The organism is Streptomyces sp. NPDC054757 (assembly GCF_053612185.1).
The window spans coordinates 41,520-64,079 of the sequence record NZ_JBSHBW010000019.1 but is presented as its reverse complement, the minus strand read 5'-3'; the positions used below and the strand labels follow the sequence as shown (position 1 = coordinate 64,079).

Annotated in this window: 16 protein-coding genes and 1 pseudogene; 12 read left to right on the top strand and 5 right to left on the bottom strand. The window is 72.0% G+C overall.

All coding sequences use genetic code 11. The annotated features are described in order from the left end of the window. Window positions 1–176: 176 nt before the first annotated feature. Window positions 177–1,202 (top strand): annotated as a pseudogene (locus tag ACWGKJ_RS22100) (chitinase); the annotation flags it as partial. Here ACWGKJ_RS22100 and ACWGKJ_RS22095 read toward each other — a convergent pair. Both ACWGKJ_RS22095 and gabT read right to left on the bottom strand, forming a co-directional pair. Continuing rightward, window positions 1,153–1,734: a phosphatase PAP2 family protein gene (locus ACWGKJ_RS22095; protein WP_453315798.1), complete on the bottom strand. Its 582-nt coding sequence runs from the start codon at window positions 1,732–1,734 to the stop codon at window positions 1,153–1,155. The pseudogene ACWGKJ_RS22100 and the gene ACWGKJ_RS22095 sit on opposite strands and share 50 nt — an antisense overlap. A 342-nt stretch (window positions 1,735–2,076) precedes the next feature. Beyond that, on the bottom strand, window positions 2,077–3,408 hold the full coding sequence (gene gabT, locus ACWGKJ_RS22090) for a 4-aminobutyrate--2-oxoglutarate transaminase (protein ID WP_385033594.1): 1,332 nt from the start codon (window positions 3,406–3,408) through the stop codon (window positions 2,077–2,079). A gap of 247 nt (window positions 3,409–3,655) precedes the next feature. On the opposite strand from gabT, the gene ACWGKJ_RS22085 reads away from it, so the two are divergent. The 11 genes from ACWGKJ_RS22085 (at window position 3,656) to ACWGKJ_RS22035 (ending at window position 20,540) form a co-directional block, all read left to right on the top strand. Continuing rightward, window positions 3,656–6,034 carry a type IV secretory system conjugative DNA transfer family protein gene (locus ACWGKJ_RS22085; RefSeq protein WP_385033591.1) on the top strand — a complete coding sequence of 793 codons (2,379 nt, stop codon included), beginning with the start codon at window positions 3,656–3,658 and terminating at the stop codon, window positions 6,032–6,034. 103 nt (window positions 6,035–6,137) lie between these two features. Further along, entirely contained in the window at window positions 6,138–7,724 is a 1,587-nt protein-coding gene (locus tag ACWGKJ_RS22080; RefSeq protein WP_385033588.1) for a PucR family transcriptional regulator, read from the top strand. A gap of 246 nt (window positions 7,725–7,970) precedes the next feature. Beyond that, entirely contained in the window at window positions 7,971–9,416 is a 1,446-nt protein-coding gene (locus ACWGKJ_RS22075) for an aldehyde dehydrogenase family protein (RefSeq protein ID WP_385033585.1), read from the top strand. Between the two features lie 198 nt (window positions 9,417–9,614). Continuing rightward, the gene (locus tag ACWGKJ_RS22070; RefSeq protein WP_385033582.1) at window positions 9,615–11,552 is read left to right on the top strand and encodes an acyl-CoA dehydrogenase family protein; all 1,938 of its coding nucleotides are present in this window, start codon (window positions 9,615–9,617) and stop codon (window positions 11,550–11,552) included. 144 nt (window positions 11,553–11,696) lie between these two features. Next, on the top strand, window positions 11,697–12,959 hold the full coding sequence (gene aroA / locus ACWGKJ_RS22065) for a 3-phosphoshikimate 1-carboxyvinyltransferase (RefSeq protein ID WP_385032743.1): 1,263 nt from the start codon (window positions 11,697–11,699) through the stop codon (window positions 12,957–12,959). A gap of 109 nt (window positions 12,960–13,068) precedes the next feature. Continuing rightward, entirely contained in the window at window positions 13,069–14,328 is a 1,260-nt protein-coding gene (gene dxr, locus ACWGKJ_RS22060) for a 1-deoxy-D-xylulose-5-phosphate reductoisomerase (protein ID WP_385032746.1), read from the top strand. Continuing rightward, entirely contained in the window at window positions 14,325–15,629 is a 1,305-nt protein-coding gene (locus tag ACWGKJ_RS22055; protein WP_385032749.1) for a M50 family metallopeptidase, read from the top strand. The genes dxr and ACWGKJ_RS22055 overlap by 4 nt, the downstream gene beginning before the upstream one ends. 184 nt (window positions 15,630–15,813) lie before the next feature. After that, the gene (ispG, locus tag ACWGKJ_RS22050; protein WP_385032752.1) at window positions 15,814–16,968 is read left to right on the top strand and encodes a flavodoxin-dependent (E)-4-hydroxy-3-methylbut-2-enyl-diphosphate synthase; all 1,155 of its coding nucleotides are present in this window, start codon (window positions 15,814–15,816) and stop codon (window positions 16,966–16,968) included. Between the two features lie 348 nt (window positions 16,969–17,316). After that, window positions 17,317–18,162 carry a GNAT family N-acetyltransferase gene (locus ACWGKJ_RS22045; RefSeq protein WP_385032755.1) on the top strand — a complete coding sequence of 282 codons (846 nt, stop codon included), beginning with the start codon at window positions 17,317–17,319 and terminating at the stop codon, window positions 18,160–18,162. A 30-nt stretch (window positions 18,163–18,192) separates the two neighbouring features. Then, window positions 18,193–18,744 carry a GNAT family N-acetyltransferase gene (locus tag ACWGKJ_RS22040; protein ID WP_385032758.1) on the top strand — a complete coding sequence of 184 codons (552 nt, stop codon included), beginning with the start codon at window positions 18,193–18,195 and terminating at the stop codon, window positions 18,742–18,744. A 101-nt stretch (window positions 18,745–18,845) separates the two neighbouring features. After that, a complete protein-coding gene (locus tag ACWGKJ_RS22035) occupies window positions 18,846–20,540 on the top strand; it encodes a proline--tRNA ligase (protein WP_385032761.1) in 1,695 nt (564 codons plus the stop codon). 136 nt (window positions 20,541–20,676) lie between these two features. Here ACWGKJ_RS22035 and ACWGKJ_RS22030 read toward each other — a convergent pair whose 3' ends face one another. Genes ACWGKJ_RS22030 through ACWGKJ_RS22020 form a run of 3 tightly spaced genes read right to left on the bottom strand, consistent with a single transcriptional unit; the run spans window position 20,677 to window position 22,546 of the window. Next, the gene (locus ACWGKJ_RS22030; protein ID WP_385032764.1) at window positions 20,677–21,579 is read right to left on the bottom strand and encodes an aminoglycoside phosphotransferase family protein; all 903 of its coding nucleotides are present in this window, start codon (window positions 21,577–21,579) and stop codon (window positions 20,677–20,679) included. After that, window positions 21,576–22,028, bottom strand: coding sequence for a ferritin-like domain-containing protein (locus tag ACWGKJ_RS22025; protein WP_385032767.1), 453 nt, complete (start codon window positions 22,026–22,028; stop codon window positions 21,576–21,578). The genes ACWGKJ_RS22030 and ACWGKJ_RS22025 overlap by 4 nt, the downstream gene beginning before the upstream one ends. Continuing rightward, window positions 22,028–22,546 carry a hypothetical protein gene (locus ACWGKJ_RS22020; RefSeq protein ID WP_385032770.1) on the bottom strand — a complete coding sequence of 173 codons (519 nt, stop codon included), beginning with the start codon at window positions 22,544–22,546 and terminating at the stop codon, window positions 22,028–22,030. Before ACWGKJ_RS22020 ends, ACWGKJ_RS22025 begins: the two co-directional genes overlap by 1 nt. Window positions 22,547–22,560: the final 14 nt, after the last annotated feature.

Here is a 22,560-nt window from a genome sequence, read left to right as displayed (position 1 = left end):
CTTGACAGTCTTATTGGTCTGGACCATGTTGGGCCGCGCTCCACCCTCCAATCCCCCCATGTCCGGAGGCAGTTGTGAAACGCCCAAGACTTCTGGCCATGCTCGCCACGGCCGCGCTCGCGATGAGCGCACTCGCCGGCACCGCGCAGACCTCCCAGGCCGCCGCTCCGGCGGCGGGCGCGGCCCTGCCCGCGCACGCCCTGGTGGGCTATCTGCACTCCAGCTTCGCCAACGGCTCCGGCTACACCAAGCTGGCCGACGTCCCCGACTCCTGGGACGTGATCGACCTGGCCTTCGGTGAGCCGACATCCCCCACGTCCGGCGACATCCGCTTCAACCTCTGCCCCGTGTCCGAGTGCCCGGGTGTCGAGTCGGCCGACGCGTTCAAGGCCGAGATCAAGGCCAAGCAGGCGGCAGGCAAGAAGGTGCTGATCTCCATCGGCGGCCAGAACGGCCAGGTGCAGCTCACCACCACGGCCGCCCGTGACACCTTCGTCGCCTCCGTCTCGAAGATCATCGACGAGTACGGGCTCGACGGCCTGGACATCGACTTCGAGGGCCACTCGCTCTCGCTGGACACCGGTGACACGGACTTCCGGAACCCCACCACCCCGGTCGTCGTCAATCTGATCTCGGCGCTGAAGACGCTCAAGGCCAAGTACGGCGACAAGTTCGTCCTGACCATGGCGCCCGAGACCTTCTTCGTGCAGCTCGGCTACCAGTACTACGGATCCGGCCCGTTCGGCGGCCAGGACCCCCGCGCGGGCGCCTATCTGCCGGTGATCAACGCGCTGCGCGACGATCTGACGCTGCTGCACGTCCAGGACTACAACTCGGGCCCGATCATGGGACTCGACGACCAGTACCACACCATGGGCAGCGCCGACTTCCACATCGCCATGACCGACATGCTGCTCACCGGCTTCCCGGTCGCGGGCGACACCACGAAGATGTTCGCCCCGCTCCGCCCCGACCAGGTCGCCATCGGCCTGCCGGCCTCGGTCAACGCGGGCAACGGCTTCACCTCGGCCGCCGATGTGGACCAGGCGCTCAACTGCCTGACGAGGAAGACCGACTGCGGCTCCTACACCCCGCACGGCAGCTGGCCGGGCCTGCGCGGACTGATGGCCTGGTCCGTCAACTGGGACCTGTTCAGCAATCAGGAGTTCGCGAAGAGCTTCGACGCATACAGCTGGCAGTGACCAGCAGCAGCGCCCCGCACAGCAGCCAGGCGCCCAGCACGTCGAGCGGCCAGTGGTAGCCGTGCAGGAGAAGGCCGGTGCCCGTCGCCACCGTCAGGATTACGGCGACGGGCACCGGCCAGTTCCGCCGGACGTACGGCATGAGGAGCAGCGCGGCCCCTCCGTACGCCACCATCGCGGTGGCCGAGTGGCCCGAGGGGAAGTACCCGGTCGACGGGTCGAGGGGCCCCGGGCGCGCCGTCCAGAGCTTCAGCGGCACCACCAGGGCCGGCACCGCGGCCATCGCGGCCGCGGCGACCAGGACGTCCCGGCGGCTGCCCCGCCACAGGGCGTACGCCATCGCCACCACCAGGACCGGAAGCGCGACCTCCGTGTTGCCCAGGTCGGAGAGAGCGCCGCTGAGCCACCCCGGGCCCGTGCCGACGAGGGGGTGGTCGAGGCGCACATCCAGCCGCAGCAGCGGTCCGTGGGCCAGGACCTGCCAGGTGATCAGGGCGAAGAGGAGAAGACAGCCGAGCGCGGAGAACAGCACGCGCCGCAGTGGGGAGAGAGAAGCCGGCCGCCCGGGAACAGGGGGGGTAGTTCCGGGGCGGCCGCCTGGACCGGTGTGCCGCGCGCCCCGGGGGGTGTGGGGCGAGCGGCCATCCGATCGGTGAGGAGACCCGGAGCCCGAAGCTCCGGTGGTGTGCGCGAAGGCACGACCAGGCGCGAGCTGGGGAGGCCCTTGCCTGGGGTCGCTCACAGTCATCCGTGAGCGAGGTGTTTCTCTCATCTGTCAGAACCGTACGGCAGAGGGACGGGGGCCGACAGCTGGAACCGCATCCCGCCATCGGCCCCGCACACGTTCTTCACATGCCCCGACCGTTGCGGGAGGTCATACCCCTGCGAAGGCCTGCTCCAGCAGGTCCAGGCCCTCGTTCAGCAGGTCCTCGCCGATGACCAGCGGGGGCAGGAAGCGCAGCACGTTGCCGTAGGTGCCACAGGTCAGGACCAGCAGCCCCACCGCGTGGCACGCCTTGGCCAGAGCCGCGGTCGCCTCCGGGTTGGGGTCCTTGCCGCCAGGCTTGACCAGCTCGACCGCGATCATCGCGCCGCGGCCCCGGACGTCGCCGACGATGTCGTACTTCTCCTGGATGGCGGTCAGCCGGGCCTTCATGATCTCTTCGATGCGCCGGGCCCTGGCGTTGAGGTCCAGCTCCTTCATCGTCTCGATCGAGCCGAGTGCGCCGGCGCAGGCCACCGGGTTGCCGCCGTAGGTGCCGCCGAGACCGCCGGAGTGCGCGGCGTCCATGATCTCGGCGCGCCCGGTCACCGCGGAGAGCGGCAGACCGCCGGCGATGCCCTTGGCGGTGGTGATCAGGTCGGGCACGATGCCCTCGTCCTCACACGCGAACCACTGGCCCGTGCGGCAGAAGCCGGACTGGATCTCGTCGGCCACGAAGACGATGCCGTTGTCCTTGGCGAACCGTGCGATGGCGGGCAGGAAGCCCTTGGCGGGCTCGATGAAGCCGCCCTCGCCGAGGACCGGCTCGATGATGACGGCGGCGACGTTCTCCGCGCCGATCTGCTTGTTGATCATGTCGATGGCCTGGGCGGACGCCTCGGCGCCCGCGTTCTCCGGGCCGCTCGGCCAGCGGTAGCCGTACGCCACCGGCACCCGGTAGACCTCGGGCGCGAACGGTCCGAAGCCGTTCTTGTACGGCATGTTCTTCGAGGTCAGTGCCATCGTCAGGTTGGTGCGGCCGTGGTAGCCGTGGTCGAAGACCACGACGGCCTGGCGCTTGGTGTACGCACGGGCGATCTTCACGGCGTTCTCGACGGCCTCGGCGCCGGAGTTGAAGAGCGCCGACTTCTTGGCGTGGTCGCCCGGGGTCAGCTCGGCGAGCTGCTCACAGACCTCGACGTACCCCTCGTACGGGGTCACCATGAAACAGCTGTGGGTGAACTCGGCGAGCTGCGCGGACGCCCGGCGCACGACGGCCTCGGCTGACGCGCCCACGGAGGTCACGGCGATGCCGGAACCGAAGTCGATGAGGCGGTTGCCGTCGACGTCCTCGACGATGCCGCCGCCCGCCCGGGTGGTGAAGACCGGCAGCACGGAGCCGACACCCGCGGCGACCGTGGCATTGCGGCGGGCCTGGAGTTCCAGCGACTTCGGGCCGGGGATGGCGGTGACGACGCGGCGCTCCTGCGGAACAGCGGTCATGGGGGGCTCCTGTGGGACGAAATCGGACGCTTCCTCTCACAGCAGGCTAGGGGCGCGTCCAAGGGCTGGGCATGCTCCGTTCGGTAGTGGTCCGGGTGTGTCCTTGTCCGCGACGGACATAGCAGCGTGATGACGCCCGGCAGCGGGCACGTGGCACTAGATTGAGGCGGCGCACCGCGCACAGGGCAGAAGGCGCACCGCACAGGGCAGACACAGCGCAGACCTGGCTGGTCAGGGGGCAGGGGTCATGGACACCGAAGGCACGTACGACGCACGCTCCACCCGGGGGGCCGGACCCGTCCCGCACCCCGCGGGGCGGCCGGCCGTTCCGCCCCCGCCCGGCTACGCACCCACGACAGGCCCGGTGCTCACCGACTGGCTGGCCGCCCCGCGCCACCGGGAGGGGCCCGGCGTCTGGGCGTACGGCCATGTGGAGCGCCCCCCGGAGTCCGAGCAGGTGCCCGGCCGCACCGTGCTCAGCGGCGCGGTCATCTCGCTGCTGGCCTGCGTCCTGGTCTGGTCGCTCTGGAACAACGGCTACATCCCTTACTGGCGCGTGCCGTTGGAGCTCTTCACGCCGGGGGACTGGTGGAGCCGCCAGCGGATGGGCGAACCGGCACCGCGCGGCGCCGAGAACGCGCTGGAGGTCTACCGCTTCCTGATCGCGGGCGCCCTCCTCTACGGCTTCGGCCGGCTCGGGAACTGGCGCGGGGCCTTCGAGCACGCCGTCCAGGGCCGCTCAGCGCGCGCCCGCGCGACAGCGGCCGCCGCCCTCGCCCTCCTCGTCTGGATCTTCGTCTGGACGAACACCCTGCCGGGGCTCGACATGGTCTTCCTGCTGCTGCCGTCGTCCTGGCTGACCGGTGGCGGCGACCGCGTCGTGGCGGCGACCGTGGTCTACACGCTGTACGGCCTGATCACGCTGGCCGTGGTCTGGCCCTTCGCCCGGCTGGGCCGCTGGCGCACCCTGCTGCGCCCCGGGCAGCTGCCGCAGCAGCGTGCCCCGCAGGAACAGGCACAGACACGGGCGAGGGCCGGTGCGGCCCAGGAGCCCCCGGTGCCCGGCCCGGCCGACTGGCCCGAGCTGCGCGCCCAGGGCCTGACCGAGCTTGCCGACCGGCTCTCCGACGAGGTGCGCTCCGGGCGGATGAACGACGTGGACTACACCCGGATCCGGCGTGCCTGGCGCTCCGTCCAGGCCGACCCGGCCCGCCTCGGCTCCTTCACCGAAGCGGTGCGCAGGTCCGGCGCCGCCGCCTGTGTGCACCCCTCGGGCGCCCGCGACCTGCCGCTGCGCGCGGCCCGGCACGACCTCCTCGTACGCCAGGTCAGGCTCGGCACGGTCGCCCCGGGGGAGCGCAACCCGTACGCCAGGCGCGGCAGTTCCCTCGCGCTCGAACCGGAGCTGCTCGGCACCTCGCTGCTGGCCGTCGGACCGCCCGGCGCGGGCAAGACCCGGCACCTGGTGCGGCCGGTGGTGGAGTCCCTCGCCCTCCAGGCGCTCGCGGGCCAGGCCGCCGTGATCGCCGTCGCACCGGCCGGCACCCAGCTCGGCCCCGACGAGGCGTACGACGTCGTGGTCAAGCCCGGCGACCCCGCGTCCGTCCATGACTTCGACCTCTACGGCGGGGCGACCGACCCCGACGAGGCCGCCGCCGTACTCGCCGAGGCGTTCACCGGCGATCTCCCGGAGGTCGACAGCAGGCGCGCGGCCACCGCGCTGGCTCAGCTGCTCGGCCCCTATCTGGCGGCCCACGGCCGCTTTCCCTCGGTGCCCGACCTGCGGGAGCTGCTCGACGGCGTGCCGGCCGCGCTCGCCACCCTGCGGGAGGCGCTCGACGCGGGCGGGCACTTCGGCCTGCAGCGCGAACTCGACGCCCGCGCACGGCAGTCCGGGACGCCGGGCGACCCGGGACCGGCGCTCGCCGACCGCGTCGCCTCCCTCGACCGCCCCGCCTTCGCCGGGTTCTTCGACACATCGGGGACATCGAGGCCCTTCTCGCTGCGCTCGCTGGAACACCCCGTACGCGTCAGGATCGACCTCCCGGAACGTGCGCATGCCGAGGCGTCCCGGGTCCTCGCCCGGCTCGTACTCGCCCAGTTCACCGCGAGCGCCGCGGCCCGCGCCGACCGTTCGCTCTTCGCCTGTCTGGTCCTCGACGACGCCACCCGCACCGTCACACCGGACTCGGTCCGCGCCATCCAGCGGCTGCGCTCCGCGCACGCCGGAGCGGTCCTCACGCTGCGCAGCCTGAGCGACGTACCGGACGAGCTGCACACCGCGCTGCTCGGCGCGGTCGGCTGCCGGATGGCGTTCTCCGGGGTGACCACCTGGGAGGGCAGGTCCTTCGCCGAGGCGTGGGGCACCGAATGGGTGGAGACCAGGGATGTCACCCAGCGCACCGTCTTCGCCGACCAGCCGCTGACCCGGGCCATCCACTCCTTCCGCAAACTCGTCACGGGCAAGGCCGTCACCACGGACGCCGTCACCGTGCGGCGGGTCGAGCGCGAGCGCTGGTCCGCCTCCGACCTGGCCCATTCGGTGCCCGCGGGCCATGCGGTGCTCTCGCTGACGACCGTGCGCGGGGAGCACGCACCCCCTCTTCTGGTGGATCTGGGGGGCTGATCCGGCGCGGGGACCCGTACGCCCTGGCAGAATCGGTGGAGCCGTTCATACGGGACGGCACAGTTCTCACTCGTTCTTCAGCAGAAGGCCCTACGGTCCCCCCATGCCGCCCACCCTTGCCTCACTCGTCCACCACTCCACGCTCAAGCTGACCGTGCGTGCGGGGGAGGGCCGTCTTGAGACGCCGGTGCGCTGGGCCCACGTCAGCGAGCTGGCCGACCCCGTCCCGTACATGGAGGGCGGCGAACTCCTCCTCATCACCGCGATGACCCTGGACACCGAGGACCAGGAGGCGATGCGGCGGTACGTACGGAGGCTCGCCAAGGCCGGAGTCGTCGGGCTCGGCTTCGCCGTCGGGGTCCACTACGACGACATCCCGCCCGCGCTGGTCGCCGCCGCCGACGAGGAGGGCCTGCCGCTCCTGGAGGTGCCCCGGCGCACCCCGTTCCTCGCCATCAGCAAGGCGGTGTCGGCCGCCATCGCCGCTGACCAGTACCGCTCGGTCACCGCGGGGTTCGAGGCCCAGCGCGAGCTGACCCGGGCCGCGCTGAGCGGCGACGGCCCCGGCGACCTCGTGGCACGCCTCGCCTCCCATGTCAGCGGGTGGGCCGCCCTCTACGACGCGGCGGGCGCCGTCGTGTCGGCCGCCCCCGAGTGGGCCGCGCGCCGGGCCGCCCGGCTCACCCCTGACGTGGCCAGACTGGGGGAGCGCCCGGCGCCCGCGAGCGCCGTCGTCGGCGGCTCCGACGACCGGGTGGAGCTCCAGTCCCTCGGCACCGGGCGCCGCCCGCACGGCGCGCTGGCCGTCGGCACGGCCGCACCGCTGGGCACCGCCGAGCGGTACGCGGTGCACTCGGCCATCGCCCTGCTCACCCTGACCACCGAGCGCTCCCGGGCCCTGCGGGCGGCCGAGGACCGGCTGGGCGCGGCCGTGCTGCGGATGCTGCTCGCCGGGGAACCGGACCACGCCAGGGCCGTCGCGGGCGACCTCTACAACGGCCTGCTCGACGCCCCGTACCGGCTGCTCATCGCCGAGGGCACCCCCGCGGCCCTCCAGGAGCTGTCCGAGACGCTGGAGGCCGGGGCCTCCCGCGCGGGCGAGATGGTGCTCGTCGTCCCCGAGGGCGAGCGGCTCGTCGTGCTCGCCACCGACGGCGGGGCCGCGGTCACGGCCTGCACGGCGTACGCCCAGCGGATCGAGGCCCGCCAGGCTCCCGCCGAGCCACTGGTCCCGGGCGGTGCCACGGGCGCGGCGGCCGACGACGACCAGGTCGTCATCGGCCAGTCGGCGCCGGCCGGCACCATCGCCGCCGCCTCCGCCTACCGCCAGGCCGAACAGGCCCTCTCGGTCGCCCGCCGCCGCGGCCGGGTCCTGGTCGAACACGAGGAACTCGCCACCGGATCCGTGGTGCCGCTGCTCGCCGACGACGCGGTACGGGCCTTCGCCGACGGGATGCTGCGTCCGCTGCACGAGCACGACCAGACCGGCCGCGGCGACCTGGTGGCGTCGCTGCGCGCCTGGCTCGCCCACCACGGCCAGTGGGACGCGGCCGCCGCCGACCTGGGGGTCCACCGGCACACCCTGCGGTACCGGATGCGGCGGGTTGAGGAGATCCTCGGGCGGTCCCTGGACGATCCGGACGTACGGATGGAGCTCTGGCTGGCACTGAAGGCCACCAGCATGCCGTGACCGGGACCGCCATCTGCGGCTCACCTCGGGAAGCCGACCGGTCCCCGTGGCCTCCGCCCGCGCCCGAGCCGACCGGCTCCCGTGGCCTCCGCCCCATGCCGTGGCCGGGACTGCCGCCCGCGGCCCCCGCTCCACGACATTCCGGCACCCCCGTGGCCCGTACCACTCCACGTCGGCCAAACACAGCGGCGCATCCGACCCCTACCGTGGAAAACACCAACCACCACCACGGAAGGGCCGGAACACATGACCTCCACCCACGCCTTCTGGCTCGCCGGCCGCCGGGCCACCGGCGATGACACCTTCGATGTCACCTCCCCCTGGGACGGCCGGCTCGTCGGTACGGTCGCCGTCCCGACCGACGCGCAGGTCGAGGAGGCCGTCGCCGCCGCGCACGCCGTCCGCGACGAGTTCGCGGCGACGCCCGCCCATGTACGCGCCGCCGCCCTGGACCATGTGTCCCGGCGTCTTGTCGAGCGTACGGAGGAGATCGCCCAGCTGATCACCGCCGAGAACGGCAAGCCCATCAAGTGGGCCCGCGGCGAAGTCGGCCGCGCCGTATCGGTGTTCCGGTTCGCGGCGGAGGAGGCCCGCCGCTACAACGGCGGCGAGGCACAGCGCCTCGACACCGACGCGGGCGGCGCCGGCCGCCTCGCGCTGACCCGCCGCTTCCCGCGCGGCGCGGTCCTGGGCGTCGCGCCGTTCAACTTCCCGCTGAACCTCTGCGCCCACAAGATCGCTCCGGCCATCGCGGTCGGCGCGCCGATCATCCTCAAGCCCGCGCCTGCGACCCCGCTCTCCGGGCTCGTCCTCGGCGAGCTGCTCGCCGAGACCGAGCTGCCCGTGGGCTCCTGGTCGGTCCTGCCGGTCGCCAACGACAAGATGCCCGCCCTCGTCCAGGACGAGCGGCTCCCGGTCATCTCGTTCACCGGCTCCGACAAGGTCGGCTTCGCGATCATGGACTCGGTCCCGCGCAAGCACATCACCCTGGAACTCGGCGGGAACGGCGCGGCCGTCGTCCTCGCCGACTACGCCTCCGAGAAGGATCTCGACTGGGCCGCCGCGCGCATCGCGACCTTCTCGAACTACCAGGCGGGCCAGTCCTGCATCTCGGTCCAGCGGGTGATCGCGGACGCCTCGGTGTACGACCGGCTCGTCCCGAAGATCGTCGACGCGGTGGCCCAGCAGTCCACCGGCGACCCCGCAGACGCGGCCACCGACGTCGGCCCGCTGGTCAGCGAGGACGCGGCCAAGCGGGTCGAGACCTGGGTCGACGAGGCGGTACGGGCGGGTGCCAAGCTGCTCGCGGGCGGCAGCCGGGAGGGCGCGAGCTACTCGCCGACCGTGCTCGCCGACGTCCCCGCGGACACCACCGTCGCCTGCGAGGAGGTCTTCGGCCCGGTGCTGACCCTCACCAGGGCCGACGGTGAGGCGGAGGCGTTCGCCGCCGTCAACGACTCCAAGTACGGGCTCCAGGCGGGCGTGTTCACCCACGACGTGCAGACGGCGTTCCGCGCCCACAGCGCCCTGGAGGTCGGCGGTGTGATCGTCGGCGACGTCCCCTCGTACCGCGCGGACCAGATGCCGTACGGCGGTGCCAAGCAGTCCGGCGTGGGCCGTGAGGGTGTCCGCTTCGCGATGGAGGACTACACCTACGAGCGGGTCATGGTCCTCACGGGCCTCGCCCTCTGACCCGGCCAGGCCCACCGGACGGCCTCCGTCCGGCCTGACCCGATCGGACGCACCCCGTCCCCGCCCGGCCACCCCTCAGGCACCCGAGGGGTGGCCGCTGTGCGGGGAATGGGGTAGATACGGACGAGTAGCGATGACTGGCCCGCCCGGCTGCGGGCAGGTGTGTCCACCCGACATCCGCGGTGAGGAGTACCCCTCATGACCGCACCACTCGACAAGCCCAGGGTCACCGAGCGCGAGGCGCGCCAGGTCGCCGAGGCCGCCCGTGAACAGGACTGGCGGAAACCGAGCTTCGCCAAGGAGCTCTTCCTCGGCCGCTTCCGGCTCGATCTGATCCATCCCCATCCGCTGCCCGACCCCGAGGCCGCCCGGCGCGGCGAGGCCTTCCTCGCGAAGCTGCGCACCTTCTGCGAGACCCGGATCGACGGCGCGCTGATCGAGCGCGAGGCCCGGATCCCCGACGAGACGGTCAACGGGCTCAAGGAGCTCGGCGCGCTCGGTATGAAGATCGACACCAAGTACGGCGGCCTCGGTCTCACCCAGGTCTACTACAACAGGGCGCTCTCGCTGGTGGGTTCGGCCAGCCCGGCGGTCGGCGCGCTGCTCTCGGCCCACCAGTCGATCGGGGTGCCGCAGCCGCTGAAGCAGTTCGGCACCCAGGAGCAGAAGGACGCCTTCCTGCCCCGGCTGGCCCGTACCGACATCTCGGCCTTCCTGCTCACCGAGCCGGACGTCGGCTCCGACCCGGCCCGGCTGGCCACGTCGGCGGTCAGGGACGGCGACTCGTACGTACTCGACGGGGTGAAGCTCTGGACCACCAACGGTGTCGTCGCCGACCTGCTCGTCGTGATGGCCCGGGTGCCGAAGACCGATGAGGGCAAGGGCGGGATCACCGCCTTCATCGTCGAGGCCGACTCACCGGGCATCACCGTCGAGAACCGCAACGCCTTCATGGGGCTGCGCGGCCTGGAGAACGGGGTCACCCGGTTCCACCAGGTCAGGGTCCCCGCGGCGAACCGTATCGGCCCCGAGGGCGCCGGCCTCAAGATCGCGCTCACCACTCTCAACACGGGCCGGCTCTCGCTGCCGGCGATGTGCGTCGGCGCGGGCAAGTGGTGTCTGAAAATCGCCCGTGAGTGGTCGGCCGAGCGGGAGCAGTGGGGCAGGCCCGTCGGCCGGCACGAAGCGGTCGGGGCCAAGATCTCCTTCATCGCCGCGACCACCTTCGCCATCGAAGCGGTCGTGGACCTCTCCTCGCAGATGGCCGACGAGGACCGCAACGACATCCGGATCGAGGCGGCGCTCGCCAAGCTGTACGGATCCGAGATGGGGTGGCTGATCGCGGACGAGCTGGTCCAGATCCGCGGCGGACGCGGCTTCGAGACGGCCGAATCCCTCGCGGCCCGTGGCGAACGGCCGGTCCCCGCCGAGCAGTTGCTCAGGGACATGCGCATCAACCGGATCTTCGAGGGCTCCACGGAGATCATGCATCTGCTGATCGCCCGGGAGGCCGTCGACGCCCATCTCTCCGTCGCCGGCGGCCTGATCGACCCCGACACCTCGCTGACGGACAAGGCGAAGGCGGGGGCGCAGGCCTCCGCGTTCTACGCCCGCTGGCTCCCGAAGCTCGTCGCGGGCCCCGGCCAACTGCCCGGCAGCTATGCCGCCTTCCACCCGGCAGGCCACCCCGACCTCTCCGTCCATCTGCGCCAGGTCGAGCGCTACGCCCGCAAGCTGGCCCGCTCGACCTTCTACGCCATGTCGCGCTGGCAGGGGAAGATGGAGACGAAGCAGGGCTTCCTCGGCCGGATCGTCGACATCGGCGCCGAGCTCTTCGCGATGAGCGCGGCGTGTGTACGGGCGGAGCTGCTGCGGGCCTCCGGCGACCACGGCCGGGAGGCGTACCAGCTGGCCGACGCCTTCTGCCGGCAGGCACGTCTGCGGGTCGACGAGCTCTTCGGGCGGCTCTGGGCGAACACCGACGAACTGGACCGCAAGGTCGTGTCCGGTGTGCTCTCCGGGACGTACAGCTGGCTGGAGGAGGGCATCGTCGACGCCTCGGGCGAAGGCCCCTGGATCGCGGAAGCGGCCCCCGGACCCTCCGCCGCCGAGAACGTCCACCGCCGCATCCGCTGAACCGGGCGGCGCGGACCCGGGCCCGGGTCTGCACGGCGGGCACAGGGCGGTCCACGGGCGCACCGTGGACCGCCCTGTCCCGGTCGCGGCCGGATCGTGGACCGTCCAGGCCCCGGTCGCGGGCGCACGGCAGAATGTCCGCCCGTGACCGTGACCGAAATCCCCGGCTCCAAGTCCGTGACCGCGCGCGCCCTCTTCCTGGCCGCCGCGGCCGACGGCACCACCACGCTCCGGCGCCCTCTCGTCTCCGACGACACCGAGGGGTTCGCCGAGGGCCTGACCCGGCTCGGATACGCGGTGGAACGCGGCCCGGACGCCTGGCGGGTCGAAGGGCGCCCGGCCGGGCCGGGGGTGGCCGAGGCCGACGTCTACTGCCGGGACGGCGCCACCACCGCCCGCTTCCTGCCCGCCCTCGCCGCCGCGGGCAGGGGAGAGTTCCCGGGTTCCCCGGGCAGCGGCGGAGGCACCTACCGCTTCGACGCCTCGGCCCAGATGCGCCGCCGCCCGCTGGCCCCGCTCACCCGCGCACTCCAGGAGCTGGGCGTCGACCTCCGCCACGAGGGCGCGGATGGCCACCACCCGCTGCGGATCGTCGCGCGCGGCATCGAGGGCGGCGAACTGACCCTCGACGCGGGCCAGTCGTCGCAGTACCTCACCGCGCTGCTCATGCTCGGCCCGCTCACCCGCACGGGGCTGCGTATCACCGTCACGGACCTCGTCTCCGCCCCGTACATCGGCATCACGCTCGCGATGATGCGCAGCTTCGGCGTCACGGTGGCCCGCGAGGGCAACGTGTTCACGGTGCCGTCCGGCGGCTACCGCGCCACCGAGTACGCCATCGAGCCCGACGCCTCCACGGCGAGCTACTTCTTCGCGGCGGCCGCCGTCACCGGACAGACGGTCACCGTCCCCGGCCTCGGCGCGGGCGCGCTCCAGGGCGATCTGCGCTTCGTCGAGGTGCTCGGCAGGATGGGCGCCGACATCCGTACGACCGCGAGCGGCACCACGGTCACCGGCCCCGGCACCCTCGGCGGACTCACCGTGAACATGCGCGACATCTCCGACACCATGCCGACCCTGGCCGCGATCGCCCCGTATGCGTCGGGCCCGGTCAGGATCGAGGACGTCGGCAACACCCGGGTGAAGGAGTGCGACCGGCTTGAGGCGTGTGCGGAGAACCTCCGGGCGCTCGGGGTCGAGGCCGCCACCGGCCCCGACTGGATCGAGATCCGGCCGGGCGCGCCGGAGCCGGCCCTGATCCGTACCCACGGCGACCACCGCATCGTGATGTCCTTCGCGGTCACCGGCCTGCGCACGCCCGGCATCACCTTCGACGACCCCGGCTGCGTCCGGAAGACCTTCCCCGGCTTCCACGAGGCGTTCGCGGAGCTGCGGCGTTCGTGGTGAAGTGCCCGCCGGGAAACCGCCGCCGTACGCACACGGCGACGCCGCCCGGACACCCCGCACACACCCGAACCGGGGCTCACTGTCCTGACGCCCGCCTTATGCGGCAACAATGGGGGGCATGAGCGACAGCCCAGCCACCCTCGCCGACCCGCACACCGTCTTCGACCCCGTCGAAGGACGCCGGGACATCGTCGTCCTCGGCTCGACCGGGTCCATCGGCACCCAGGCCATCGACCTGGTGCTGCGCAACCCCGACCGCTTCCGGGTGACGGCGCTCTCCGCCGCCGGCGGGCGGGTCGCCCTGCTCGCCGAGCAGGCGCGCCGACTCGGTGTCCGTACCGTCGCTGTCGCCCGAGCGGACGCCGTGCCCGCACTGCGCGAGGCGCTGGGCGCGCAGTACGGCTCCGAACCGCTCCCGGAGATCCTGGCCGGGCCGGAGGCCGCCACCGAAATCGCCGCGTCCGACTGCCACACGGTGCTCAACGGCATCACCGGCTCCATCGGCCTCGCCCCCACCCTCGCCGCACTGACCGCGGGGCGCACCCTCGCCCTTGCCAACAAGGAGTCGCTGATCGTCGGCGGCCCGCTGGTGAAGGCGCTGGCCAAGCCCGCCCAGATCATCCCGGTCGACTCCGAGCACGCCGCGCTCTTCCAGGCGCTGGCGTCGGGCAAGCGCGCCGATGTGCGCAAGCTGGTCGTCACCGCGTCCGGCGGGCCCTTCCGGGGCCGTACCAGGGCCGAACTGGCCGATGTCACCCCGGAGGCCGCGCTGGCGCACCCGACCTGGGCGATGGGCCCGGTCATCACGGTGAACTCGGCGACCCTGGTCAACAAGGGCCTGGAGGTCATCGAGGCGCATCTGCTCTACGACGTCCCGTTCGACCGTATCGAGGTCGTCGTGCACCCCCAGTCGTACGTCCACTCCATGGTCGAGTTCACCGACGGCTCGACCATCGCCCAGGCCACGCCGCCCGATATGAGCGGACCGATCGCCGTCGGCATCGGCTGGCCGCAGCGGATCCCGGACGCGGCCCCCGCGTTCGACTGGACGAAGGCGTCCAGCTGGGAGTTCTTCCCGCTGGACACCGAGGCCTTCCCGTCCGTCGGGCTGGCCAGGCACGTCGGGGCGCTGGGCGGCACGGCCCCCGCCGTCTTCAACGCGGCGAACGAGGAGAGCGTCGACGCCTTCCTGGCCGGAAAGCTGCCCTTCAACGGGATTATGGATACGGTCACCGCAGTCGTGGCCGAACATGGCGAGCCCGGTGCGGGAACTTCTCTGACGGTCGCGGACGTCCTGCAGGCGGAGACCTGGGCACGCGCCCGGGCCCGTGAACTCGCCCGGAAGGCCACAGCGGAGGCTCGCGTATGACCACGATCGTGATGACGGTCATCGGCATCGTCATTTTTGTCTTCGGGCTGCTCTTCTCCATCGCCTGGCACGAGCTGGGCCACCTCTCGACGGCGAAGCTCTTCGGTATCCGCGTCCCGCAGTACATGGTCGGCTTCGGCCCGACCATCTGGTCACGGAAGAAGGGCGACACGGAGTACGGGTTCAAGGCGATCCCGGCCGGCGGCTACATCCGCATGATCGGCATGTTCCCGCCGGGTCCGGACGGCAGGATCGAGTCCCGGTCCACCTCGCCGTGGCGCTCCATGGTCGAGGACGCCAGGTCGGCGGCGTTCGAGGAGCTGGAGGAGGGCGACGAGGAGCGGCTGTTCTACACCCGCAAGCCGTGGAAGCGCGTCATCGTGATGTTCGCCGGTCCCTTCATGAACCTGGTCCTCGCGGTGGTGATCTTCGTCGGGGTCGCGATGTCCTTCGGCTTCGAGACACAGACCACGCAGGTGGCGGGCGTGCAGAAGTGCGTGATCTCGCAGAGCGAGAAGCGCCAGACCTGCGAGAAGGGCGACCCGGTCTCACCGGCCAGGGCCGCGGGCCTGAAGACGGGCGACAAGATCGTCGCATTCGACGGCGCGAAGGTCTCCACCTGGGGCGATCTGTCGGACCACATCCGCGACACCATCGGCCCGGCCACCCTCACCGTGGTACGCGACGGCAAGCAGCAGACCCTGCACGCCGACCTCGCCAAGAACATGGTGGCCCGCAAGGACTCCAACGGGGACGTGGTCCCCGGCAAGTTCGTCCCGGCCGGCTATCTCGGCTTCGCCGCGCAGACCGAGATCAAACCGCTGTCGTTCGGCGCGTCGGTGGGCCGGATGGGCGACATGGTGGAGAACGGCGTCGACTCGATCGTCGCGCTGCCGTCCAAGATCCCGGACCTGTGGAACGCCGCCTTCGACGGCGGTCAGCGCAAGGCCGACTCGCCGGTCGGCGTGGTCGGTGCCGCCCGGATCGGCGGCGAGGTCATGACCCTGCACGTGCCCGCGCAGAACCAGCTGGCGATGATGCTGTTCCTGCTGGCCGGGTTCAATCTGTCGCTCTTCCTCTTCAACATGCTTCCGCTGCTGCCCCTGGACGGCGGCCATATCGCGGGAGCCCTGTGGGAGGCGCTGCGGCGCAATCTGGCCAAGGTCTTCAAGCGGCCCGACCCCGGCCCGTTCGACGTCGCGAAGCTGATGCCGGTGGCGTACGTCGTCGCGGGGGTCTTCGTCTGCTTCACCCTGCTCGTCCTGGTCGCCGACATCGTGAACCCCGTCAAAATCACCTGAGAGGCCCTGGGAAACGCCGCAAGACACGGCGCTGCGACGGCCGCACACCCCCGGTGTGCGGCCGCTCACCTTTGGGTGGTTTACGGGCGCGGGTGTTCGTGTGCTGCCCCGCGTGACGTAATCTCGGTGGCCGAAGCCCGTTGATTCCGGGACCTCGATCCACACCCTTGGGGATGCACTGCGCATGACTGCGATTTCTCTCGGAATGCCGGACGTTCCGACCAAGCTCGCCGACCGGAGGATCAGCCGCAGGATTCAGGTCGGCTCGGTGGCCGTCGGAGGAGACGCACCCGTCTCGGTGCAGTCGATGACCACGACCCGGACCTCGGACATCGGGGCGACGCTTCAGCAGATCGCGGAGCTGACGGCCTCGGGCTGCCAGATCGTACGGGTGGCGTGCCCGACGCAGGACGACGCGGACGCGCTGGCGACGATCGCGAAGAAGTCGCAGATTCCGGTCATCGCCGATATCCACTTCCAGCCGAAGTACGTCTTCGCGGCCATCGACGCCGGATGTGCGGCGGTGCGGGTGAATCCGGGCAACATCAAGCAGTTCGACGACAAGGTGAAGGAGATCGCGCTCGCGGCCTCCGCCGCCGGGACACCGATCCGGATCGGCGTGAACGCGGGCTCGCTGGACGCGCGGCTGCTGAAGAAGTACGGCAAGGCGACGCCCGAGGCGCTGGTCGAGTCCGCGCTGTGGGAGGCCTCGCTCTTCGAGGAGCACGGTTTCCGCGACATCAAGATCTCGGTCAAGCACAACGACCCGGTGGTCATGGTCAACGCCTACCGGCAGCTGGCCGCGCAGTCCGACTACCCGCTGCACCTGGGTGTCACCGAGGCCGGCCCCGCCTTCCAGGGGACCATCAAGTCCGCCGTGGCCTTCGGCGCGCTGCTCAGCGAGGGCATCGGCGACACGATCCGGGTCTCGCTCTCGGCGCCGCCCGCCGAGGAGGTCAAGGTCGGCATCCAGATCCTGGAGTCGCTCAACCTCAGGCAGCGCCGCCTGGAGATCGTCTCGTGCCCCTCCTGCGGCCGGGCCCAGGTCGATGTGTACAAGCTGGCCGACCAGGTCACCGCCGGTCTTGAGGGCATGGAGGTCCCACTGCGCGTCGCCGTGATGGGCTGTGTCGTCAACGGTCCCGGCGAGGCGCGCGAGGCCGACCTGGGCGTGGCGTCCGGGAACGGCAAGGGCCAGATCTTCGTGAAGGGCGAGGTCATCAAGACCGTGCCCGAGTCGAAGATCGTCGAGACCCTCATCGAAGAGGCCATGAAGATCGCCGAGCAGATGGAACGCGACGGCATCGCCTCCGGCGAGCCCGCGGTGTCCGTCAGCTGAGTGCTCCGTAGCTCAGTGCTCCATAGCTGGGTCCTGCATAGCCGAGTGCTCCGTCATAGCTGAGTGCTCGTCGGCTGGACCGCTCCGGCGGCGCGTGGGACAAGGCCCTGTGCACAACGGTGCAACCCCTGAGGGAGCCCCGGGGACAGGGCCTTCTCCCGCGCGAGCGGTGCTGCGAACCATCTCCGGGTACAGTTCGGAGACCAGCAGACCGTGTGACTCCGCCCCCGAGGGGCTTCTCGCGGTGACGCATCGGCCATCCCCGGCCGATGCCGGACAGGCGCGCTGCAACGCTAGCAAGAAGCGCGATGCCGTGACATGCCCCGAAGGAGCGTTGGAGCGACCCTTGTGTTGACGCAGACCACCACCCGGGTCCTCGAACCCGGCGAACTCGACGCGGCGCTCGAAATCCTGCACAGCGACCCCGTCGTCAACGCCTTCGTGACCTCCCGCGTCCAGGTCGCCGGACTCGACCCCTGGCGGCTCGGCGGCGAGATGTGGGGCTGGTACACCGGGGGCAGGCTCCGCTCGCTCTGCTACTCGGGCGCCAACCTCGTCCCCATCTGCGCGGGCCCCGAAGCCGTACGCGCCTTCGCCGAACGCGCCCGCCGGGCCGGCCGCCGCTGCTCCTCCATCGTGGGACCCGCCGAGTCCACCGCGCTGCTCTGGCAGCTCCTCGAACCGAGCTGGGGCCCCGCGCGCGACGTCCGCGCCCACCAGCCGCTGATGCTCACCGATGAGCCGTCGCCCGACATCACGCCCGACCCGCTGGTCCGCCGGATCCGCAAGGACGAGCTGGAAGTGATCATGCCCGCGTGTGTGGCCATGTTCACCGAGGAGGTCGGTGTCTCGCCGATGGCGGGGGACGGCGGGCTTCTCTACCAGGCGCGCGTCGCCGAACTGGTCGGCTCCGGCCGCTCGTTCGCCCGCATCGAGAACGGCCAGGTCGTGTTCAAGGCCGAGATCGGTGCCGCCACCGCGCTGGCCTGCCAGATCCAGGGAGTCTGGGTCGCCCCCGAGTTCCGCGGCCGCGGCCTCTCCGAGACGGGCATGGCGGCCGTCCTGCGCTACGCGCTCGCCGATGTCGCCCCCGTGGTCAGCCTGTACGTCAACGACTTCAACGCCGCGGCCCGCGCCTCCTACCGCCGGGTCGGCTTCCGTGAGGTCGGGTCGTTCATGAGCGTCCTGTTCTGACACCGCAGCTGTGGGGCTAGGGTGCCGACCATGGATGACGCAGCGGTCGGACCGGTCGATCTCGCCGGACGAGTGGACGAGGCGCTGGCCGTACAGGCCGTCGCGTTCGGCCTCAGCGAGGCCGAGGTCGCCGTACGCCGCCACATCGTGCTGCGCCATCTGCAGAACCCGGGCGCCCGCGCCCTCGGTGCGACCGCACCCGACGGCCGGCTCGTCGGCTTCGTGTACGGGATGCCCAACAGCCGCGCCCACTGGTGGTCCACGGTCGTCGAGCCGTATCTGCGCGCCACCGGCTCCGACTTCTGGCTCGACGACTCCTTCGTCATCACCGAACTGCACGTCCACCCCGGCTTCCAGGGCCGGGGCACCGGCCGCGCACTGATCACCGGGATCACCGACGGCGCCGCCGAACCCCGGTCGATCCTCTCGGCCATCGACCGCGAGTCCCCGGCCCGCGGTCTCTACCGCTCCCTGGGGTACACGGACCTCGCACGGCAGGTCCACTTCCCCAGCGCGGGAATGCCGTACGCCGTGATGGGCGCCCCGCTCCCGCTGCTGCGCCCGCGACCGCCCGGGCAATAACCGATTTCCGCCCGCCCGCCGGACACGGTTAACCTCCTGACATCACCGACGGGGGTCCGGGGGGCGTCCCCCGGAAAACACAGCCAAGCAGGAGAGTCACCATGGCCCAGGTCCAGCGCATGTCCCGGTTGATGGTCAAGACCTTGCGCGACGACCCGGCGGACGCGGAGACGCTCAGCCACAAGCTCCTGGTCCGCGCCGGTTACGTACGCCGCAACGCGGCCGGGATCTGGACCTGGCTGCCGCTGGGCAAGAAGGTCCTCGACAACGTCTCCCGCGTGGTGCGCGAGGAGATGGACGGCATCGGCGCGCAGGAGGTCCTGCTCCCCGCCCTGCTGCCCAAGGAGCCCTACGAGGCGTCCGGCCGCTGGGAGGAGTACGGCGACCTCCTCTTCCGCCTCAAGGACCGCAAGGGCGCCGACTACCTCCTCGGCCCCACCCACGAGGAGATCTTCACCCAGACCGTCAAGGACCAGTGCACGTCCTACAAGGACCTGCCGGTGATGCTCTACCAGATCCAGACGAAGTACCGGGACGAGGCGCGTCCGCGCTCCGGCGTGCTGCGCGGCCGTGAGTTCCAGATGAAGGACTCGTACTCCTTCGACACCACGGACGAGGGCCTGGCCGAGTCCTACCGGCTGCACCGCGAGGCGTACATCCGGATCTTCGAGCGCCTCGGTCTCGACCACCGGATCGTCTCCGCCGTCTCCGGCGCGATGGGCGGCTCGGCCTCCGAGGAGTTCCTGGCCCCGGCCGCCGCAGGCGAGGACACCTTCGTGGACTGCCCGAACTGCGACTACGCGGCCAACACCGAGGCGGTCACCTTCAAGGCCCCCGCGGCGGACGGCACGGAACACGGCCCTGCCGAGGAGCTGGACACACCCGACACCCCGACGATCGAGACGCTGGCCGCGCACCTGGGGGTGCCCGCTTCCGCCACCCTGAAGAACCTGCTGGTCAAGGTCGACGGTGAGATCGTCGCCGTCGGCGTGCCCGGCCACCGCGAGGTCGACCTCGGCAAGCTGGGCGAACACCTGGCCCCCGCCGTGGTCGAGCTGGTCACCGCCGAGGACTTCGAGGGCCGCCCGGACCTGGTGCGCGGCTATGTCGGCCCGCAGGGCCTCGAAAAGGTCCGCTACATCGCCGATCCGCGGGTCGCGGCCGGTACGGCCTGGATCACCGGCGCCAACAAGCCCGGCAAGCACACGCGCGACGTCGTCGCCGGACGTGACTTCGAGGTGGACGACTACCTCGACGTGGTGGTCGTCGAGCCCGGCGACCCCTGCCCCGCCTGCGGCACCGGCCTCAAGCTGGACCGCGCGATCGAGATCGGCCACATCTTCCAGCTGGGCCGCAAGTACGCGGACACCTTCCAGCTCGATGTGCTGGGCCAGCAGGGCAAGCCGGTCCGGGTCACGATGGGCTCGTACGGCATCGGCGTCTCGCGTGCCGTCGCCGCGCTCGCCGAGCAGTCCGCCGACGACAAGGGGCTGTGCTGGAACAAGGAGGTCGCACCGGCCGATGTGCACGTGGTCGCCGCGGGCAAGGCGCTCCAGACCGAACTGGCCCTGGACGTCGCCGAGAAGCTGGCCTCGGCCGGTGTGCGGGTGCTGGTCGACGACCGCGCCGGGGTCTCTCCCGGAGTGAAGTTCACCGACTCCGAGCTGATCGGCGTCCCGCAGATCCTGGTCGCGGGCCGCCGGGCGGCGGACGGCGTCCTGGAACTCAAGGACCGGCGCACGGGCGAGCGCGAGGAGCTCACGGTCGCCGAGGCGCTCACCCGGCTGGCCGGCTGACCGGCTGACCGGCTGCCCCGGTCGGCCTCCCATGGCGGCCGGCCGGGGCACACGCGCCGGTCCTGCGCTCCGGCAGACACGCGTACGGGCCGGGCGGGCCGGGGGAGCGGAAGCACTCCCCGCCCGCCCGTACGCGTCAGAGCCAGCCCGCGAACTCCAGCAGCAGCTCCCCGTCCTGCCGCCGTCCGGCCGCGATCGCCCGCACCCCCGACTCGACCGCCCGGAACAGGGTCCAGCCGTGCAGCCGCGCGTGCTCGACCTCCAGCGAGTCCGCCAGCCGGTTCACCCGCCGCCGTACCGTGGAGGGGCCCACGGCCGCCGCGACCAGATCGTCCACCCGGTCGCGCACCAGCCGGGCCAGGTCGTAGGCGCGCTCACCGACCACCGGATCCGGACCCACCGCGAGCCAGGGGGCCCGCTCACCCGCGAGCACCTTGCTCTGGCGGAAGTTGCCGTGCAGCAGCACGCTCTCCGGAGCCGAGACGAGCAGCTCGTCACGGGCCCCTAGCGCCGCGTCGACCAGCGGGACCACCAGCGGCTCTGCCTTCGCGCGCATCGCCGCGGCCTGCCGGGCGGTCCGCTCGGCCACCGTCTCGAAACCGTGCCCGTCCGGCGGCGTCACCCAGAGCTTGCGCACCGTCCCCGCGGCTTCGAGCAACGCCTTGGCCTCCGGGAGCGAGTGCAGCGAGACCTCCGGGTGCAGACGCTCCAGGAGCAGCGCGGTGTCACCGGGGGCCGCGTCGTCGAGCAGCCGCACGGCGCCCCACCCGCTCCAGTGCGCCAGCGCGGCCCGCTCCAGATCGGGCCGGGCGAAGGGCGGGGCCAGCTTGAGCACCGCATGCTCGCCGCCGGAGCGGCGCACCAGCACGATCAGGGCGCTCCTGCCGCCCGGGGCCTGCACCCGTTCGGCGGTCAACTCCCGTACGCCGATGGCCCCTTGCATATCAGTCTGAATCCCGCTGAACCAGTCGGCGGCCGCGGCGTCCCCGTACGTCTCGCCGAGCGCCCTGACAAGCCGCTGCGGCGGTTCGAAAGTCATGCGTGCGTGGTTCCCTTTCCGGCGCTTGTCGGGGCCCGCTCGGCGAGCCCCGGAAAGGCTACGCTGCCGTCGCCGCGCCACCGCGCAGCGCGCACCGCGGCCTCCCGCAGCGCCAGCGCCGCCTCGTGGCGCAGCGGCCCCCGCGCGGCCCGCACCAGGTCGGAGTAGACATCGGCCACCCGGTCCTCCAGCACCGCGGCCAGCCGGACCGCGTCGGCCTGTTCCGCCACGTCGAAGGGCAGCGCATAGGCGGCCGACGCCGCGACCGGCTTGCCGCCCAGATCGCGCACGGTGCGGACCAGCGCGTCACGCCTGGCCCGGTGGGCGTCGTACGCCTGGTGCGCCTCGGCCCTGCGCGCCGCGGAGACCCGGCCGCCGACGACGCCGTACCCGTACACGGCCGCGTGCTCGGCCGCCAGCGCGGCCTGCGCCGCTTCGCGTGCGCTCATCAGTGGTCCCCCCGGGTCAGCAGATACGCGTGGACGGCGGACGCCGCCGCGAGCGAGGCCAGCAGTCGCGCCAGCTCGGGCGGGGCATCGGCGAGTGCCGCGGTATGGGCGTCGGTGGCACGCCGCTCGGCCGCCGCCAGTGCCTTCAGGGCGGCCCCGAGGTCCGCCGGCACCGCGGGCGGCGCGGGCGCGGGGGAGGCCTTGCGGGTCGGCACGGGCGCCGGGGACGGCGCGGGCGCCGCCAGCGCCTTGACATGCAGCGCCACGGTGTCCCGCAGCGGGGCCGCCAGCTTCTCCGTCGCCGCGTCCCGGTGCTGGGCGAGCACCGCGTCGTACAGGGCGAGCAGAGCGCCGCTGGTCCGCGCGGAGCGCTGCCGCAGAACCGTTCCGGCGCTGAGGGCCGCCGCTCCCTGTGTACGGTGGGCGTCGGACCGGTCCGAACAGCCGGTCAGGAGTGCGGCACCGGCAGCCGCCGTCGCGCCCAGTACACCCCTGCGTGTGGTCCCCGTGCCCAGCACGTGTCTCTCCCTCG